This is a genomic window from Frisingicoccus caecimuris, from assembly GCF_004340975.1.
Lineage (GTDB): Bacteria > Bacillota > Clostridia > Lachnospirales > Lachnospiraceae > Frisingicoccus > Frisingicoccus caecimuris.
This window is the reverse complement of record NZ_SLXA01000001.1, coordinates 282,506-300,840: the sequence shown is the minus strand read 5'-3', so window position 1 is coordinate 300,840 and position 18,335 is coordinate 282,506. Positions and strand designations below refer to the sequence as shown.

General features: G+C 43.6%; 15 protein-coding genes, 1 other RNA gene and 1 other annotated feature. Of the genes, 13 read left to right on the top strand and 3 right to left on the bottom strand.

Annotated features, from left to right (window positions below; translation table 11 throughout):
* Positions 1–143 precede the first annotated feature (143 nt).
* Complete coding sequence (fucO, locus tag EV212_RS01525; protein ID WP_132087811.1) at positions 144–1,292, top strand: lactaldehyde reductase; 1,149 nt, start codon at positions 144–146, stop codon at positions 1,290–1,292.
* Positions 1,293–1,338: 46 nt separating this feature from the next.
* On the top strand, positions 1,339–2,166 hold the full coding sequence (locus EV212_RS01520) for an RpnC/YadD family protein (RefSeq protein ID WP_132087808.1): 828 nt from the start codon (positions 1,339–1,341) through the stop codon (positions 2,164–2,166).
* A 67-nt stretch (positions 2,167–2,233) separates the two neighbouring features.
* On the opposite strand, the gene EV212_RS01515 is transcribed toward EV212_RS01520, so the two are convergent.
* Complete coding sequence (locus EV212_RS01515) at positions 2,234–3,541, bottom strand: hemolysin family protein (RefSeq protein WP_132087805.1); 1,308 nt, start codon at positions 3,539–3,541, stop codon at positions 2,234–2,236.
* A gap of 165 nt (positions 3,542–3,706) precedes the next feature.
* On the opposite strand from EV212_RS01515, the gene EV212_RS01510 reads away from it, so the two are divergent.
* The 7 genes from EV212_RS01510 (at position 3,707) to EV212_RS01480 (ending at position 9,986) form a co-directional block, all read left to right on the top strand.
* Entirely contained in the window at positions 3,707–4,294 is a 588-nt protein-coding gene (locus tag EV212_RS01510) for a zinc dependent phospholipase C family protein (protein ID WP_132087802.1), read from the top strand.
* Between the two features lie 104 nt (positions 4,295–4,398).
* On the top strand, positions 4,399–5,400 hold the full coding sequence (locus tag EV212_RS01505; RefSeq protein WP_243115426.1) for a methionine ABC transporter ATP-binding protein: 1,002 nt from the start codon (positions 4,399–4,401) through the stop codon (positions 5,398–5,400).
* The gene (locus EV212_RS01500) at positions 5,390–6,058 is read left to right on the top strand and encodes a methionine ABC transporter permease (RefSeq protein WP_132087799.1); all 669 of its coding nucleotides are present in this window, start codon (positions 5,390–5,392) and stop codon (positions 6,056–6,058) included. The genes EV212_RS01505 and EV212_RS01500 overlap by 11 nt, the downstream gene beginning before the upstream one ends.
* Positions 6,059–6,084: 26 nt before the next feature.
* On the top strand, positions 6,085–6,978 hold the full coding sequence (locus EV212_RS01495) for a MetQ/NlpA family ABC transporter substrate-binding protein (protein ID WP_132087796.1): 894 nt from the start codon (positions 6,085–6,087) through the stop codon (positions 6,976–6,978).
* A gap of 107 nt (positions 6,979–7,085) precedes the next feature.
* On the top strand, positions 7,086–7,769 hold the full coding sequence (locus tag EV212_RS01490) for a hypothetical protein (protein ID WP_132087793.1): 684 nt from the start codon (positions 7,086–7,088) through the stop codon (positions 7,767–7,769).
* A 64-nt stretch (positions 7,770–7,833) separates the two neighbouring features.
* The gene (thrC, locus tag EV212_RS01485; RefSeq protein ID WP_132087790.1) at positions 7,834–9,324 is read left to right on the top strand and encodes a threonine synthase; all 1,491 of its coding nucleotides are present in this window, start codon (positions 7,834–7,836) and stop codon (positions 9,322–9,324) included.
* 29 nt (positions 9,325–9,353) lie between these two features.
* A complete protein-coding gene (locus tag EV212_RS01480) occupies positions 9,354–9,986 on the top strand; it encodes a cysteine hydrolase family protein (protein ID WP_132087787.1) in 633 nt (210 codons plus the stop codon).
* Positions 9,987–10,056: 70 nt separating this feature from the next.
* Here the strand turns inward: EV212_RS01480 and EV212_RS01475 are convergent, their stop codons facing one another.
* Positions 10,057–10,896 (bottom strand): glycerophosphodiester phosphodiesterase, encoded by an 840-nt coding sequence (locus EV212_RS01475; RefSeq protein ID WP_165873259.1) that lies wholly within the window; start codon positions 10,894–10,896, stop codon positions 10,057–10,059.
* 161 nt (positions 10,897–11,057) lie between these two features.
* Between EV212_RS01475 and ssrS the strand changes: the two genes are divergently transcribed.
* A non-coding RNA gene (gene ssrS, locus EV212_RS01470) (6S RNA) lies at positions 11,058–11,236 on the top strand.
* Between the two features lie 157 nt (positions 11,237–11,393).
* Positions 11,394–13,586, top strand: a complete 2,193-nt coding sequence (locus EV212_RS01465) for a SpoIID/LytB domain-containing protein (protein ID WP_165873258.1) — start codon at positions 11,394–11,396, stop codon at positions 13,584–13,586.
* Between the two features lie 39 nt (positions 13,587–13,625).
* Here the strand turns inward: EV212_RS01465 and EV212_RS01460 are convergent, their stop codons facing one another.
* Complete coding sequence (locus EV212_RS01460; protein ID WP_132087778.1) at positions 13,626–14,465, bottom strand: YihY/virulence factor BrkB family protein; 840 nt, start codon at positions 14,463–14,465, stop codon at positions 13,626–13,628.
* Positions 14,466–14,588: 123 nt separating this feature from the next.
* Positions 14,589–14,814: a binding site (T-box leader), on the top strand.
* Between the two features lie 54 nt (positions 14,815–14,868).
* On the opposite strand from EV212_RS01460, the gene pheS reads away from it, so the two are divergent.
* On the top strand, positions 14,869–15,888 hold the full coding sequence (pheS, locus tag EV212_RS01455; RefSeq protein ID WP_132087775.1) for a phenylalanine--tRNA ligase subunit alpha: 1,020 nt from the start codon (positions 14,869–14,871) through the stop codon (positions 15,886–15,888).
* A 15-nt stretch (positions 15,889–15,903) separates the two neighbouring features.
* Positions 15,904–18,330: a phenylalanine--tRNA ligase subunit beta gene (gene pheT / locus EV212_RS01450; protein WP_132087772.1), complete on the top strand. Its 2,427-nt coding sequence runs from the start codon at positions 15,904–15,906 to the stop codon at positions 18,328–18,330.
* The last annotated feature ends 5 nt before the right edge of the window (positions 18,331–18,335 follow it).

Genomic DNA, 18,335 nt, shown 5'->3' with positions numbered 1-18,335 from the left:
AAAACATTCCCCCTGGAAATCTTGCCTTAAACGGTTTCAGCGGGGAATGTTTTTTATAGCCAGTGCTTGACGAAAAAAAATCGGAGTGTTATAATTTTAACAAATGTATAGGATGCAAAATTATATCATGGAGGTAGTTTAAAATGGTAAACAGATTTGTACTTAACGAGACATCTTATCACGGAGCAGGAGCTATTCAGAGTATTCCGGATGAAATTAAGGGGCGGGGATTTAAGAAAGCGTTTGTATGTTCCGACCCGGATCTGATCAAGTTTAATGTGACAAAAAAAGTGACAGACATTCTTGAAAATGCAGGGATTGACTATGAAATTTATTCTGAAATTAAGGCAAATCCTTCTGTTGCCAACGTAAAAACAGGCGTTGAGGCTTTTAAAGCTTCCGGTGCAGACTGTATCGTTGCGATTGGCGGCGGTTCTTCCATGGATACGGCAAAAGCCATCGGTATTATCATTACAAATCCGGAATTTGGCGATGTGGTCAGCCTGGAAGGTGTTGCTGAGACAAAGAATAAGGCCGTCCCGATTATTGCCGTTCCGACAACAGCAGGTACAGCCGCTGAGGTAACGATCAATTATGTTATTACAGATGAAGAAAAACATCGTAAAATGGTATGTGTAGATGTTCATGATATTCCGGTGGTTGCAGTCGTTGACCCGGATATGATGTCTTCCATGCCAAAGGGATTGACCGCAGCAACAGGTATGGATGCACTGACACATGCAATTGAAGGTTATATTACAGCCGGCGCATGGGAACTTTCGGATATGTTCCATCTGAAAGCCATTGAAGTGATCGCCAGATCTCTGCGCGGTGCTGTGGATAATACACCGGATGGACGGGAAGGCATGGCACTTGGACAGTACATTGCCGGGATGGGCTTTTCTAACGTGGGTCTCGGTATCGTCCATTCTATGGCCCATCCTCTGGGAGCACTTTATGATACGCCGCATGGAGTAGCCAATGCCATTATCCTTCCGACAGTTATGGAATATAATGCTCCGGCTACCGGTGATAAATACAAATACATTGCACAGGCTATGGGTGCTGAGGGGACAGAAAATATGACTCAGGAAGAGTATCGTAAAGCTGCTGTTGACGCCGTAAGAAAGCTTTCTAAGGATGTGGGTATTCCGGCGAATTTAAAAGAAATCGTAAAACCGGAAGATGTGGATTTCCTGGCCCAGTCTGCTTTTGATGATGCCTGCAGACCAGGTAACCCAAGAGAGACGAGCGTTGCTGAAATCGCTGAACTTTATCGTTCCTTAATGTAAATATTTCTATGGAGCCTGGCTCTTAGCGAAATCAGAGTTTTCGCATATGTCAGTGGATGATATTTATAAATGTATTGAGCAGGAGCCGGAAATCAGTACGATATATGTGGACCCGGGACGGACAAATACAAAAGATAAGATTATAGGGATAAATACCGAAGATAAGGTTCAAAATGAAGGTTCCGTTACCTATGATATCCGTTTTGAGGCTTATGTGCCGGGAGAAAATGAGAGAATAAAGCTTATCATCAATATAGAATCACAGAAAGATTTTTATCCGGGGTATCCAATCATTTCCAGAGGGATCTACTATGGGGCCCGAATGGTCTCAGCCCAGAACGGTGTGGAGTTCAGGGAACCGGATTATGGAGATATTAAAAAGGTCTATTCTATTTGGATATGCATGGGCGCACCGAAATATATTGGCAATGCTCTTTCGATATACGAGATACATAAGACCGATGTTATTGGGAAAATACCGGATATTTCCGAAGATTATGACAAGATGTGCATTGTCATGATATGCCTGAATGAGAAGAGTAGAGTAAAGAATGCTTTTTTTAATATGATGAATACGCTTCTCTCAGCTACCCTGGATGTAAGAACAAAAAAGCAGATCCTTCAGGACGAATATGAGATACCCATGAATGATGGTTTAGGTAAGGAGGTCGATCTGATGTGCAATTTATCAGAATATGTGTGGGAACGTGGAGTTGAAGCTGGAATTCAAACTGGAATTCAAACGGGCCGTGAAGAGACCATACGGACAATTGTAAAAAAACTTTTGGGAATAGGTTCGGTATCTGATGAAATTATCATGGAAGCAGTCGGGATAACGGGGGATGAATTGGAGAAAATCAGAGTTCAGATGTGACACAAAAAAACGATAAACGGTGGCTTTTAGAATTTAGCCACCGTTTATCAGTCAGTGCATATTGTTGTTATTTATGTTCCGGTTCCATGTTTTCTTCCGGTTCGGTAAGGTAAACATGAATCGTATCTATTCGGTTTTTATCCATTTTTTCGATGACAAATCGGATATAATCTTCAGTAATTTCTTCACCCTCGGTTGGGATATGTTCAAGCACGTTGATCATATGTCCGGCGATGGAATCGTAGTCGTCGGATTCAATATGACAGCCAAAAGTTTCATTGATATCATCCAGACGGGTGGAGCCATCCACCAGATATTCGCTGGTGTTCAGCTTTTGTATCGGATCGACTTCATCATCGTCATATTCATCGCGGATTTCACCGACGATTTCTTCCAGAAGGTCTTCCAAAGTAATGATACCGGCCGTAGCGCCGTATTCATCCAGAACAATGCTGATGTTGATCGAATTTTCACGCATCTGGATCAATAAATCCGATGTTTTCTGGTATTCATAAGTAAAATATGGCTCACGGAGCAAGTCTGAAAGTTTAAAAGCATCCTTTGTGCCTTCGTAGTTGAAAAAGTCTTTCAGAGTGACAATGCCGATCACGTTATCCTTCGTTTCTTCATATACAGGAAGGCGGCTGTACATATCTTTTTTAAAGACGCTGCGCAGTTCATCGTAAGATGCCTCCACAGGAATGGAAACCATATCGATTCGCGGGACCATAACATCCTTCGCGAGAGAATCGCCAAAATCAACCACGTTATTGATCATTTCTTTTTCTTCGCTTTCAAGAACACCTTCTTCATGGCTCACATCAATAATGGTGAGAAGTTCATTTTCTGTCATAACCCGTTCTTTTCCGGTATAACGCATACCGAGAAGTTTCATAAGACCAAAGGAAATTTTATTAACAATAAAAATCAATGGTGTAAAAACAACTGTCAGCCAGTAGATCGGTTTAATATAAATGAAACAGATGCGTTCGGCTGAATGGGTCGCTATAGATTTTGGGGTGATCTCACCAAATACCAGGATGACAAGAGTCAGTATACCGGTCGACACACCGATGGCTGTTGCTGTTTTTGAGACAAGCCCCAGGTTCATCATAATACGGGTGACCATCGTGGTCATCAGCGAAGATGCGGACAGATTAACAATGTTGTTACCAATCAGAATGGCACTGAGCATTTTTTGTGGTTCTTCAATAATTTTCCGAATCAGGGCGGCCTTTGGACGGCCCTCCTCCTCGAAGGTTCGGATACGAATCTTGTTTACAGTCGTAAAGGCTGTTTCTGCGGAAGAGAAAAATGCTGATAAAAGTACGAGAATAATCAGCGTGATTAGTTGCGCCACACTCGTGGGATCCAAATAAAATCATCTCCTGTAATTTAGTATTATAATGAAAGATTCTATCTTATATAGAGGTGATTGTCAAGAAATAACAGGAAATCCAAGATTTCCACTTGTCATTCATAAAAAATCATTGTACAATAGGAATGGTTTAGAAATTACATTTTGTCAAGAGGAGGCATTATGCGTAAGAAATCACATATTTCACTTGCAAATCATATGCTGAATGAATTTAAAGATGAAACATTGATGGCTCATACTTATATGTTTCAGTTTGGCAGCCTTTTGCCGGATCTGGTTCCGTCGTTTTTGACGAAAAAACATCAAATGGATACCACTTTTGACATTTTAGAGAAAAAATTGCGTAAAGTGATTGAAGAGTACAGCGGAGAAGATGGTCTTTCTATGTCCAGATGTAAGGACCTGGGGGTGATTACCCATTATATCGCGGATTACTTTACATTACCTCATAATAAGAAATTTAAGGGGAATCTGAAAGATCATGTGAGCTATGAAGAGGTTCTCAAGCATGCCATGCGTCATTATGTCGGCCAGAAGAACATTGAGAATCAGCCTTTGATTCGAATGTCCATGTCTTCAGTAGATGATATTTGCAATTTTATTAAGAACTGTCATGTAGAATATATTAAAATGACAGCCGATGGACAGGATATTGACTGCAGGCACAGTGTTGAGGTGTGCCGACAGGTACTTGAGGCCGTGATATCATTGCTGCATCAGCAGCAGCATCGCTATATAAAAGTGGCCTGAAGACAGAATATTTAAGGACTTACAAAAAGTACTTTAACAATCCTGGTTGAAGTACTTTTTTTACAATTCAAATATAAAAGAAAAGGATGATAGAATTGGAACCAATGATTAAGATTGAACATCTGGATAAGACCTTCAGGGGGAAAACTCAGACAGTTTACGCTTTGAAGGATATAAACCTTGATATTCAAAAAGGGGACATATTTGGAATCATCGGAATGAGTGGCGCGGGCAAGAGTACATTGATTCGCTGTATGAATTTTCTTGAACGTCCCACATCCGGAACAGTGAAGATTGACGGTAAAGACCTGGCGGCTTTATCTGACAGGGAGCTTCGGAAGACCCGTCAGGAAGTGGCGATGATCTTCCAGCATTTTAATTTGCTCCAGCAGCGGAATGTCCGCGGAAACATTGCATTTTCCATGGAGATTGCGGGAATGAAGAAGGCAGATATTGATGCCAGGATCGATGAGCTGTTAGAGATTGTCGATCTGAAGGACCGTGCTTTGATGTATCCGGCCCAGTTGTCCGGCGGGCAGAAGCAGCGCGTGGCGATCGCGAGGGCTTTGGCTACAAATCCTAAGATCATTCTTTGCGATGAAGCGACCAGTGCCTTGGATCCGGCGACGACCCAGTCTATTTTGAAATTATTGAAGGATATTAACCGTAAGTATGGGATCACGATCGTTATTATCACCCATGAAATGTCGGTGGTGGAAAGCATCTGCAGTCATGTGGCTATTATTGATGACGGCCAGTTGGCTGAAGTGGGAACCGTTGAGAAGGTCTTTACCCAGCCTGAATCTCGAACGGCAAAACGAATTATTTATCAGAAATCAGCAGGTGGTCAGGCTGCCCTTGGCAAACGGTGCATCCGGGTTGTCTTTGATGGAAAATCGTCGTATGAACCGGTGATCTCCAATCTGATCATGGAATGTAAGATTGCCGTAAATATCATGTTCGCAGATACGAAGGATATTGATGGAAAAGCCTATGGACATATGATTCTCCAGCTTCCTGAGGACAGGCTCCAGGGAGACCGGGCGATTTACTATCTGCGCTCGAAAAATCTTGTAGTGGAGGAGTTGGAAGAGTATGTTATTTAGTTCAGATATTTGGATGATGATTGCGGAAGGTGTCCGGGACTCCTTATATATGGTATTGGTTTCCACAGTTTTTTCTTATATTCTGGGGCTGCCGATCGCAATCCTGTTGGTAGTTACACGAAAAAGTGGTTTGCACCCGATGCCGGTGGTCAATATGGTTACCGATGTGGTTGTAAATATATTACGTTCCGTACCATTTTTAATTCTGATGATTCTGGTCACTCCGCTGATGCGCCTGATTGCCGGAAAAAGCTACGGTCCGACGGCGACGATCGTGGCGTTGGTAATCGCTGCGGCGCCTTATGTGGCGCGTATGATTGAATCTTCGCTGTTGGAAGTGGACCCGGGAGTGATCGAGGCAGCTCTGAGTATGGGAGCTTCTACAAAAACGATCATTCTCAAAGTTCTTATTCCGGAAGCAAAGACCTCATTGATCGTGGGATGTACCATTGTGATCGGAACGATTCTTGGCTATTCAGCCATGGCCGGAGCACTTGGCGGCGGCGGTCTTGGAGATATTGCCATTCGTTACGGCTATAACCGATATCAGTTTGATATTCTGATGGTGACGGTTAGCCTGCTTGTAATTCTGGTACAGATTTTCCAGGTGATCGGTATGAAGATTTCCAAGAAAACAGATAAAAGGATACGGGAGTAGACGAAAAAAGGAAAGGGAGAATAAAAATGAAAAAAGGATTAGCTTTAGTACTGACTGCAGCATTTTGTGTGGCAGCAGTGACAGGATGCGGCAACTCTTCAAAAGAGACAAAAGCAGAAACAAAGGCTGAAACAAGCGCAGAAACAACAGCAGAGACAGGCAAGGAGACAAACGGTGCTGCTGAAGCCGGAACAAAATTAACAGTAGCGGCAAGCCCGACACCTCATGCAGAAATTTTAAATGCGGCAAAAGAATTAATGGCTGAAAAAGGTATTGAACTGGAAGTTGTTGAATTTACAGATTATGTTCAGCCAAACAAGGTTGTCGATGCAGGCGATGTGGATGCAAACTATTTCCAGCATTTACCATATCTTGAAAACTTCAATGAAGAACAGGGAACAAAGCTTGTTTCCGCAGGTGCTATTCACTATGAACCATTGGGAATTTACCCTGGAAAGTCCAACGATTTAACAAACATTCCGGATGGCGCTGAAATTATTGTTCCAAACGATGCAACAAATGAAGCAAGAGCTTTACTTCTTCTTGAAGCAAATGGCATTCTCACATTAAAGGAAGATGCCGGTTTAAATGCAACAGCAAATGATATTGCTGAAAATCCTCATAACGTAAAAATCGTTGAGATGGAAGCAGCACAGATTGCCAGAGCTGTAGAAGATGCAGATTTTGTTGTCTTGAATGGAAACTATGCGCTTCAGGCAAATTTCAGTGTTGAAAATGATGCCCTGGCTAAAGAAGAATCCGATTCTGAAGCAGCTCAGACGTATGCAAACATCATTGCAGTTCGTGAAGGTGACGAAGAAAGAGCAGAAATTAAGGCTTTAGTAGAAGTTCTTAAGAGTGATGAAATCAAATCCTTCATTGAAACAACATATGAAGGCGCTGTATTACCGATTGAATAATTGATGCGGCATCCAGAAGGAGTGTGCTCTGCCGCTTTTTCTGGTTTATCTCGGGCGGCCGGAGTTTTTCGGCCGCCATTTGTAATATACTGAAGGAGAGAATGTCCATGGAAAATCTCTTAAACAGTCTGAAAAGGGAAAATAAAGAACGAGAAAGACGACTCAACATATCGGATAAAAAACTTTTATCAGATATGACAGGATATATGAAAACACAAAAGATATGTGACTATGATGTTGAGAGGGTTCGTAAGACGATTATCCGAAATACCCTGCGTTCTTATAGTAAAAGAAAGAATCTTGAGTTTTTGTCCGGTGGAGACTACCGGGAATATTGCAATAAACTTTGTGAAAATATGCGCCATGCGTCGGCAAAAGAACTTGTCCTGTCGCGGGGTGTTACTATTATATATGCGTTGGCACTGATGTATCTGGTCCGTTTGATTGATACGCTCATTGATGGCGGCAACTTCTTAAAAAATCCAGTGGAAATTAATCTGGGATATTTGTCGGCTACGGCGGCCATTCTTTTGGGTACAGTTTTCATCTATCTCTATGTTTCCGGAATTTTAAAAACCAAAACCAATCGTATGACAAATCCACAGATGGCCGGATTGATCGTCCTCATCGCAGTGATCGTAGCTGCGGCTTATGGCGGCGTTTTCTTTTTATCCGATATCCACCTGTTTGATATCCAGTGGTGGATTCCGGTCATTATTATTGCTGTTCTATGGATTTTGTTCAAAATATTGTACATTCAAATTGAAAATCAGATGGCGAAAGAGGCTTGAAGCCAGATAGATACTGTGATATACTAAAGTGCACATTTGTTTGATAGAGAAAGAGGGAAAAAAGATGAATTTGACATATACCAGTACACGGGGACATGGTGAAACAGTAACAGCATCTCAGGCCATTTTAAAAGGTCTTGCAGATGACGGCGGTTTATTTGTCCCTACATCTTTACCAAAATTGGAAGTGTCGGTAGAAAAACTGGCCGGCATGAGCTATCAGGAAGTAGCTTATGAGGTTATGAAACTGTTTTTGACAGACTTTACAGAGGAAGAATTGAAAAGATGTATTGCAAATGCCTATGATTCCAAGTTTGATACGGAAGTGATCGCACCGTTGGTACAGGCAGATGGAGCCTATTTCCTGGAGCTTTTCCACGGTAATACGATTGCATTTAAAGATATGGCTTTATCTATTTTGCCTCATTTAATGACAACGGCTGCAAAGAAGAATCATGTGGATAATGAGATCGTTATTTTGACAGCTACATCCGGAGATACGGGAAAGGCAGCGATGGCTGGTTTTGCCGATGTTCCGGGAACACGGATCATCGTATTTTATCCGAAGGACGGTGTCAGTCCGGTTCAGGAAAAACAGATGGTGACCCAGAAGGGGGACAATACCTTTGTTGTCGGTATTAAAGGAAACTTTGATGATGCTCAGACCGGTGTAAAGAAGATGTTCAACGACCAGAAACTGGCGAAAGAACTGGACGGGGCCGGTTTCCAGTTTTCTTCTGCAAACTCCATCAATATCGGACGTCTGGTACCACAGATCGTTTACTATGTATATGCCTATGCCACCCTGGTAAAAAATGAGCAGATTAAAAACGGAGAGCTGATCAATATTACCGTACCGACCGGAAACTTCGGAAATATTCTGGCGGCTTACTATGCTAAGTTGATCGGTCTTCCGATAGATAAATTAATCTGTGCATCGAACACAAATAAAGTCTTATTTGATTTCTTTACAACAGGTACATATGATAAAAAACGTGAGTTCACAGTAACATCTTCTCCATCGATGGATATTTTGATTTCCAGCAATCTGGAACGTCTGATCTACCGGATCGCCGGAAATGATGCCGAGAAGAATGCAGCGATGATGCAGGCCCTTTCCGGTGAAGGTGAGTATACAATTACAGAAGAAATGAAAGCGGGACTGACAGATTTCTACGGCAACTATGCAGATGAAAAGGAAACGGCCGAGGCGATCAAAAATCTTTATGAAAACACTGGCTATGTGATTGATACCCATACCGCCGTAGCGGCATCTGTTTATAAAAAATATGTGGCAGATACAAAAGATGCAAAGCCGACGGTCATTGCATCAACGGCAAGCCCATATAAATTTGCCCGCAGCGTTATGACAGCTATTGATAAAAAATATGATGCGCTTGATGAATTTGAACTGGTCGATGAACTGGTGAAGCTTTCCAATACACCGGAGCCGGAAGCTGTGAAAGAGATTCGTACAGCGCCGGTACGTCACAACAATATATGTGCGGTGGATGCCATGGAAGCAACCGTAAAGCAGTGGCTTGGAATTCAGTAGATTTCTGAGAAGCGGAGGAGGATACAGACATGGATTTACTGGTGCCGGATTATGCACATAGCGCATTGATCATCATTGATTATCAAAATGATTGTATTTTACCTGGAGCGCCTTTTGAAATAGCCGGAAGCTATGATGTGCTTCCGAAATTACAAGAACTGGTCAGACATGTGCGTGAGAGCAGTATGCCGGTGATTCATGTGGTCCGGGCGTATTTGCCTGATGGTTCAAATGTGGATTTGTGCAGACGCAGTATGGTTCAGAACGGAGCCGTGTTGTTTCGGCCCTATTCCGAAGGCATTGATTTTCCTGAAGAGCTGAAACCGGAAGATAAGGTGGAACTGGATTGGAATCGATTGATCAACGGTGAATTTCAGCAGATTGGCAGTAACGACTGGGTCATGTATAAATCCCGATGGGGCGCCTTTTATCGCACTGGATTGGAAGCTTTCCTTCGGGAAAAGAAAGTAAATACGTTGATTTTTTCCGGTTGTAATTTTCCTAATTGTCCAAGAACATCAATATATGAAGCCAGCGAAAGAGATTTTCGTATTGTGCTTGCGGCGGATGCAATGTCCGGATTATATAAGAGAGGCATTCAGGAATTGGAAAATATTGGCGTGACTGTAACAAAGACAGAGGATATCTGTAATTATATATGATAAGTGAAAAATAAAAGGGAGTATTATCTGATCATCAGAATATGCCGGTCAGTTAATATTCCCTTTATGTTTATGGCTCAATACCTTCAAATATGATCAGGTCGGCACTGTTTCGAACCGCGTCGTAAGCATCAATGGTATTGATAGTCCAGAGCGCCAGACGTGCCTGAAAGAGACGACAGTTGATACGAACCGACGGATTTTTGTAATCGGTGTATTTATAAGATATAAAGTCCGGGCGGGAAAGAAAGTTAGAGCCGAGGACGGTGATCATAAATAACACCAGATCACAATGGGGCTTTTCCTTAAAAAAGTTACAGGAAAGCTGGCCGCGTAATATCTGTGGTTCATTTTTGCGGAACCACCGAAGGGCCAGTGGATTGAAAGATTCCAGGATATAATTGCCGGAGTAGCTTCGCATGGTTTTGGATAAAATACGGCACAGCCGGTCGCAGGTATGGGATTCGGTCTTTAGTTCGATTAAAAGCGGTACCCGGCCGCCTACCAGTTCAAGAACTTCCTGAAGTGTCGGTATCTTTTCTTCTGTTCCAAGGAGTGTATACTGTCGGATTTCTTTCAGGGTCATATCTTTGATATCCCTTTCCACATGGCACATGCGGTAGAGGGTGTCGTCGTGGTGAACGACCAGCTCATTATCTGCTGTCAGATGGACATCCAGTTCGATACCATATCCCTTGTCCACGGCAGCCTGAAAGGCCGGCAGAGAGTTTTCCGGAACACCCCAGAGATTATCATGAAGACCCCGGTGGGCATAGTCCCATTGTACAAATGGCGCCCATTTTTTTTGATGATTCAGCATGAGTCGGGGACGGATGAAAAAAAGAATCGCCCCGCAGAGTATCGTAAACAAATGTCGGATTGATTGAATAAGTTTTGAAAGTTTTTTCATTGTAAACCTCATTTTATATGTGAATTTGCATATACTTATAGTAGCACGGGGATGAAAAAAAGTCCATACAAAGGATGACCAATGACAATTTTTGTCATATAAAGTATCTGTGTTATTGATACTTGAATTTTAAAAACATTTAGGATATAATAAATTCAGAAAGTAGCCTGGGGTGTACGATGATCCTGCTGTTTTGAACCTACATTTATGTATACGGGATACCATATATCAAGAATATGTCAGGCCTCCGTTTGCAGTGGAAGACAGAAAACTTGACGAGGTAACCCACTTGGCGTCGGGTTAGGCGTCAAAAGGCAGGAGACGGCACTCTGGGTATATTATTTTTAAGAACAAAAGACGGTATAGTTGCCGTCTTTTTTTTATCCATTTGGGTGTGTTTTAGGATGATTTTCCGGAAGGAGAGGATGTATTTGCGGCGTTACCTGATACATATAGGCATTTTTTCAGCAGCTTTGACAGTTTTACTCATTTACTTTATGAACATTCATCGACAGTGGACATCCAATGAAATGATGAACCGTGCCCAGATCGCCAGGATGTTGGCCTTGATGCGATACGACAGAGAAACGTGTGAAACACAGAAAAAAAGCGGGGACGGACTGCCGGAGGATATTGCCGGAGAAGAGTGGTACGCAAAATATGCGGCAGTGGCGTTAAACGAAGGATGGATGAGCCTGCGGGAGGACGGGAAATTTCATCCCGGGGATACATTCACTTATGGTGATTTAAAATATATCATGGAGCAATTTCATCTTTCAGAGGACTTGCTGTCTTTTTCATTGAAATACCATCAGGGGGATGGCATGGTTCCGAGGACACAGTGGTGTGAGGTCTATCAGCTGCTTTCTGCGGAAAGCTCCCGGGTTCAGAGGGAAAAATTGTCTATTCACGGGACGCCGTCAAATATATCGGCACTGGGAGCGTGGCAGACACTGACAAGCCGGGGGCTGTATTCGGCTGAAGGGCTTGCGATGGATATTTACATGGATTACAGTCTTGAAGTCTATACGGCTGGAGATGAAATCCTTTGCGTTGCAGGAAAAGCGGATGATATGTGCCGGATAGAAAATGTCTGGATTGAGTCAGGAGAAGGTGATGAAATACAGATTTTTTTTGATGGATATGAGCGCAGTATCAAGCTGGAAGGAAAACTTAATCAGAAACTGGAGCCGAATATGGCGGATTTAACTTTTACCGAAGGGCGTTTGAACGGTGTGGACTATAAGACGAGCCGTTTAAAGGCCGCATTGACAGGAATAGAGGAGAGGGCTGCTGTACTCAAAGATTATGGTACGGTTCCGATTTCTGAAAATCTGGTAGTTTATCAAATCTATCCATCGCCGAAGGTGATTTCGAAAGATGAACTGGCAACAGACGGCACAGTGTATGAGTTTGTTCTCAAGGGGAATGAAATCTGCGGGATTATTTATCAGGATTATGCCGAGGAGACGATTCGGGTGTTGCTTCATGGAACCGGGCAGGTCTATGAACAATCCTCGGTGACCGTGACCTCTTCAGAGCCGTTTCTTGTTATGGGAAATGATGAGGTAAAACGGTATGAGGCCGGTACGGAAGTGACATTTTCCCAGGGAGAAAGTATTTTTGAAGGGGGCGGTGAAGTGGCGATCAAAGCAGAAAATGAACGGGGCAAAATACAAGTTCTTTCTCTGGAACGAAGCAGCGGAGCGCCTTCCTATCATGGTGAAATTCAGATTCAGGAGGCTGCAGGCGGATTGCTCGTTATAAATCAGGTGAACATGGAAGATTATGTCGCCGGTGTGATCCCTGGTGAAATGCCGGTATCCTATGGGCAGGAAGCGCTGAAGGTGCAGGCGGTGTGTGCCCGGACTTTCGGACGGAGAGCTCTTGGAACAACTTTTCGGGACTATCCGGCGAATCTGGATGATACGGTGTCCAGCCAGGTATATAATAATCAGGAAGAATGTGAGGAAAGTATTCAGGCGGCTTCTGAGACACGGGGACAGGTACTCCAGAATCCGGAGGGGCTGACGGCGACTTATTTCTTTTCTACTTCCTGCGGTCATACCTCGGATGCAAAAGATGTCTGGTACAGCGGCAGCGGTACGGATGATGAAAAGGCAGTGTCCGTTTTTTTGAGTGACGATTCTGTAACGTTAAATCTTATGCAGGAAGAGGATTTCCGGCGTTTTATCAATATGGAAGATGGTGCGGATTACTTTGAACAGGAACTGCCGTGGTTTCGCTGGCAGGTATTTGTATCTGCAGAAGATATCCGGAACAGTGTGCTAAATGTCTGTCAGACAGATATCGGCGAGCTGACCAGTGTCACGGTGCTTGAACGGGCGGAGAGCGGTTTGCTTAAAGCCATCCGTCTTGACGGCGGTCTGGACACATGTACGGTCTATGGCGAATATAAAATCCGACAGATATTTTCTCCGGTCAATGCAGAACTCATTCCGCAGAGCGGAGAGGCGGTGACAGGATGGGAAATGCTTCCGAGCGCTTATTGCTATATGGATGCGGTGGTTGAAAATAATATATGTGAGGGGGTTCTGATTCACGGCGGTGGATACGGGCATGGCTGCGGAATGAGCCAGAACGGGGCCATGAAAATGGCCGAGATGGGAAAAACATATGATGAGATTTTAAAATACTTTTTTCCAGATTCAGAATTGATCACGGAGTAAAAATAAGGGTCGGCAATTAAAAACTGCCGACCCTTAAATTTAATACAGTAAATGAAAATCTTCTTTCTTATCAGGAAAGAGGAAATAATTGAGTTCTGCTCCCAAAAAGAAAATATACATCATTAAGTACAGGTAGATGAAGAAGAGTATCAAGTAGGTAAGGCTGCCGTACATATAAGAAGAACTGCTGGAGTATTCAACATATAAAGAAAAAATATAGGAGCCGATCATCCATCCGGCAGTTGTAAATATAGCGCCGGGAAGCTGCTTCAAGGTTTTCATCGGCTTGGCGGGAAGAAACTTGTAAAACAGAGTAAAAATTAAAATATAAAATCCAATGGCAATAAAGGATTGGAGCATACTTAAAATCTGGGAATATTCCGGCATATTTGGTATTGCGGTACGCAGCCAGGAATAAATGCGGTTACCGAAGACAAGTACGATCACTGTAAAGATGATCACAATGGCAAACAGCAGTGTATAGAGGGCCGCTTTCAACCGGAGAATAAAATAGTTTCGGTTTTCTTCAATTTCCTGTACCGAATTCAGTCCGTCGGAAAGGGCCATAATACCTTTTCCGGCGGTCCATATGGTCATAATAACAGATACGGAAAGAATAGTTGCGCCGGATTCAACATGAATATCATTGAGTATGGCAGCCACTGTCGTTTCATAGGAGCGGGGAATCACCAGGAAAATGGCATCCATCAAATTTTCCATATCGATCGGCAGATGCTGTACCAATGTCAAAAGAAACAGAAGAAAAGGCAGGAAGGACAGTATGATAAAGTAGGCCGACTGGCCGGAGTAGGCGGCAAGACGGTCTTTTCGGATTTTTTTTAATAGATTTTGAACCCAGTCAATTAATTTAAGCATCATAATCTCCTCCTGAGGATATCATTTTCAGATAACAACGATAATATCACGGATTAGAAAAAATGGCAACCAAATCCATCTGCGCCACTTGACAAAGAAAATGAATATGTTAAAATAAAACTCAGTGTAAAGGCTGTGAATGTGTCAGTAGACGCATATTTTCTTACAGAGAGAACCGGTCATCGGGTGGAAGCCGGTTTAAGTTCGGATATGTGTTGAATTTCCCACAGGAGCTGCATCTTTGAATCCTCTGGTAGTAGGAGATGACGTTGGTGCACGTTACGCATATCCGAGTGTCAGACATTTAACGTCTGGAATTAGGGTGGTACCGCGGAAAGAATCCGTCCCTTTGTGTAAAGGGGCTTTTTTTATGCCCTGAATATTATTTAGAAAGGAATCGATAGAGATGAAAGACAGATTAGAGCAAATCCGTCAGAATGCGATGGCTCAGATTGAGGCAGCCGGTGCGCTGGAAAAGCTGAATGATATCCGTGTCGCTTTTTTGGGTAAGAAAGGTGAATTGACTTCCATCATGAAGTCCATGAAAGAAATTGCGCCGGAAGAGCGTCCGGCTTTTGGACAGATGGTGAATGAGACCCGTTCCGAAATTGAGAAAAAGATGGAGGAGATGAAGACCGAACTGGCCAGAAAAGCCAGAGAAGCCCAGTTAAAGGCTGAGGTGATCGACGTTACCCTTCCGGCAAAAAAGAGTAATGTAGGTCATCGCCATCCGAATACCATCGCTCTTGAAGAGGTAGAGCGTATTTTCGTCGGCATGGGCTACGAAGTGATTGAAGGACCGGAAGTTGAAAAGGATTATTATAATTTTGAAGCTTTAAATATCCCGGACAACCATCCGGCAAAGGATGAGCAGGATACATTCTATATCAATAAAGAATTTGTTTTGAGAACCCAGACCTCCGGTACTCAGGTACACACGATGGAAACTCAGGAGCTGCCGATCCGCATGATTGCTCCGGGACGGGTATATCGTTCGGATGAGGTGGATGCGACCCATTCTCCGTGTTTCCATCAGATTGAAGGTCTCGTTATTGATAAGCATATTACATTTGCGGATCTGAAAGGGACGCTGGCTGAGTTTGCCAGAGAGCTTTTCGGTGAAGAGACAAAGGTTAAGTTCCGTCCGCATCATTTCCCATTCACAGAGCCAAGCGCCGAGATGGATGTGACCTGCTTCAAATGCGGCGGAAAGGGCTGCCGTATGTGTAAAGGTTCCGGCTGGATTGAAATCCTCGGCTGTGGTATGGTTCATCCGAAGGTTCTGACTATGAGCGGCATTGATCCGGATGAATATTCCGGTTTTGCCTTCGGCGTTGGTCTTGAACGAATTGCCCTGCTGAAATATGAAATTGATGATATGCGGTTGCTTTACGAAAATGATACACGTTTCTTAAAACAGTTCTAAAGGGGGAAAGGAAAAATGAATACACCATTATCATGGATTAAAGCTTATGTTCCTGGCCTTGATGTAACTGCTCAGGAATACACAGATGCAATGACCTTATCCGGTACAAAGGTTGAGGGATTTGTGGAAATGGACAAGAATCTGGACAAGATTGTTGTCGGTCAGATTGAAAAGATTGAAAAACATCCGGACGCAGATAAACTGATCATCTGCCAGGTCAATGTGGGTGAAGAAGAAAATATTCAGATTGTTACCGGAGCGCCAAACGTCCATGAAGGTGATCTGGTGCCTGTAGTCCGTGTGGGAGGACGGGTAGCCGGAGGGCATGACGGCGGTCCTCTGCCGGAAAATGGCATTGCTATCAAAAAAGGCAAACTTCGCGGTGTGGAAAGTTTTGGTATGATGTGTTCCATCGAGGAACTGGGATCCAGCCGGGAGTTTTACCCGGAAGCACCGGAGGCAGGTATTTACATTTTCAAAGCAGGTAGTGTAAAACCAGGTGACGATGCGGTGGAAGCCCTTGGACTTCACGATGTGGTATTTGAGTATGAGATCACATCCAACCGTGTGGACTGCTTCGGTGTTCTCGGTATCGCCAGAGAAGCGGCAGCAACTTTCCGGAAGCCTTTTGTACCGCCGGTGGTCGAAGTGAAAGGCTGCGGCGGCGATGTCAACGATTACATCAAGGTTCGTGTGGAAGACGTGGATTTATGCCCACGTTATACAGCAAGAGTCGTTAAAAATATCAAACTGGCACCGTCACCGGAATGGATGCAGCGCCGCCTGGCAGCCAATGGCATTCGTCCGATCAACAATATTGTGGATATTACCAATTATGTTATGGAAGAATATGGACAGCCGATGCATGCCTATGATCTGGATACGATCGAAGATCATCAGATCATTGTTCGCCGTTTCATTGACGGAGAAGAGTTTGTGACATTGGATGGACAGAGCCATAAGATGGATAACTCTATGCTGGCGATCTGTGACGGCAAGAAGCCGGTTGGTATCGCAGGCATCATGGGTGGCGAAAACTCCATGATCACAGACAGCGTTCAGACAATGCTCTTTGAAGCAGCCTGCTTTGACGGAACCAATATCCGTCTTTCTGGTAAGAAGCTTGGCATGCGTACCGATGCCCAGAGCAAATTTGAAAAGGGTCTGGACCCGAATAATGCCATAGATGCTATGAATCGCGCCTGCCAGCTCATTGAACAATTGGGCGCCGGTGAAGTGGTTGACGGTGTCGTTGACATTTATCCGGAAAAACGGGAAGAACACGACATTCTTTTCAGCCCTGAGAAAGTCAATGACTTACTTGGAACAGATCTGACCTTAGATGAGATGCTGACCTACTTCGGACCTCTGGAATTAAAATATAATCCGGAAAGAAAGACAGTGACTGTGCCAACCTTCCGTCAGGATCTGGAGGGCCAGGCTGATCTGGCCGAAGAGGTTGCCCGTTTCTTCGGCTATGATAATATTCCTGTAACTTTGCCGAGCGGTGAAGCCACCACAGGAAAATTATCCTATAAACTCCGTGTGGAAGCGGTTGCCAGAGAGACAGCTGAATTCTGCGGATTTTCCGAGAGCATGACCTATTCCTTCGAGAGTCCGAAGGTATTTGATAAACTTTTATTAGATGAAAATGACCCGCTGCGTCAGACAGTAACCATTATGAATCCATTGGGTGAAGATTTCAGCATTATGCGTACCACGCCATTAAACGGCATGCTCACTTCACTGGCTTTTAACTACAGTCATCGGAATAAAGAAGCAAAACTTTATGAACTGGCTGTCATTTATCTGCCGAAGGAACTTCCACTGAAGGATTATCCGGACGAACGGGTACAGTTTACTCTGGGTATGTATGGCTCGGGTGACTTTTTCACTATGAAAGGTGTTGTGGAAGAATATCTGGAACGCATCGGCATGAAAAAACAGGTGAATTATGATCCGAAGGCCGGAAAGAATTATCTCCATCCGGGACGTCAGGCCAACATTATTTATGATGGCCGGGTTATCGGTTATCTTGGCGAAATTCATCCGGAAGTTGCGGATAATTATAAACTGGGTGCAAGAACTTATATTGCTGTTCTGGATATGCCTTATCTGGTGGAATGTGCATCCTTTGGACGGAAATTCCAGGGCATTGCCAAATATCCGGCAGTCACCCGTGATATCAGTATGGTCATGAGCAAAGATATCATGGTCGGTGAAGTAGAAGAAGTTATCCGCAAACGGGGCGGAAAGCTTCTGGAAAGCTTTGAATTATTCGATATTTACGAAGGAGCTCAGATCAAAGAAGGCTTTAAATCCGTGGCTTACTCTATTGTGTTCCGTGATAAGACAAGAACTCTGGAAGATAAGGATGTCAATGCGGTCATGGATAAGATTCTTGCCGAACTTGAAAAGATGGGCATTGAACTGAGAAAGTAACAGAT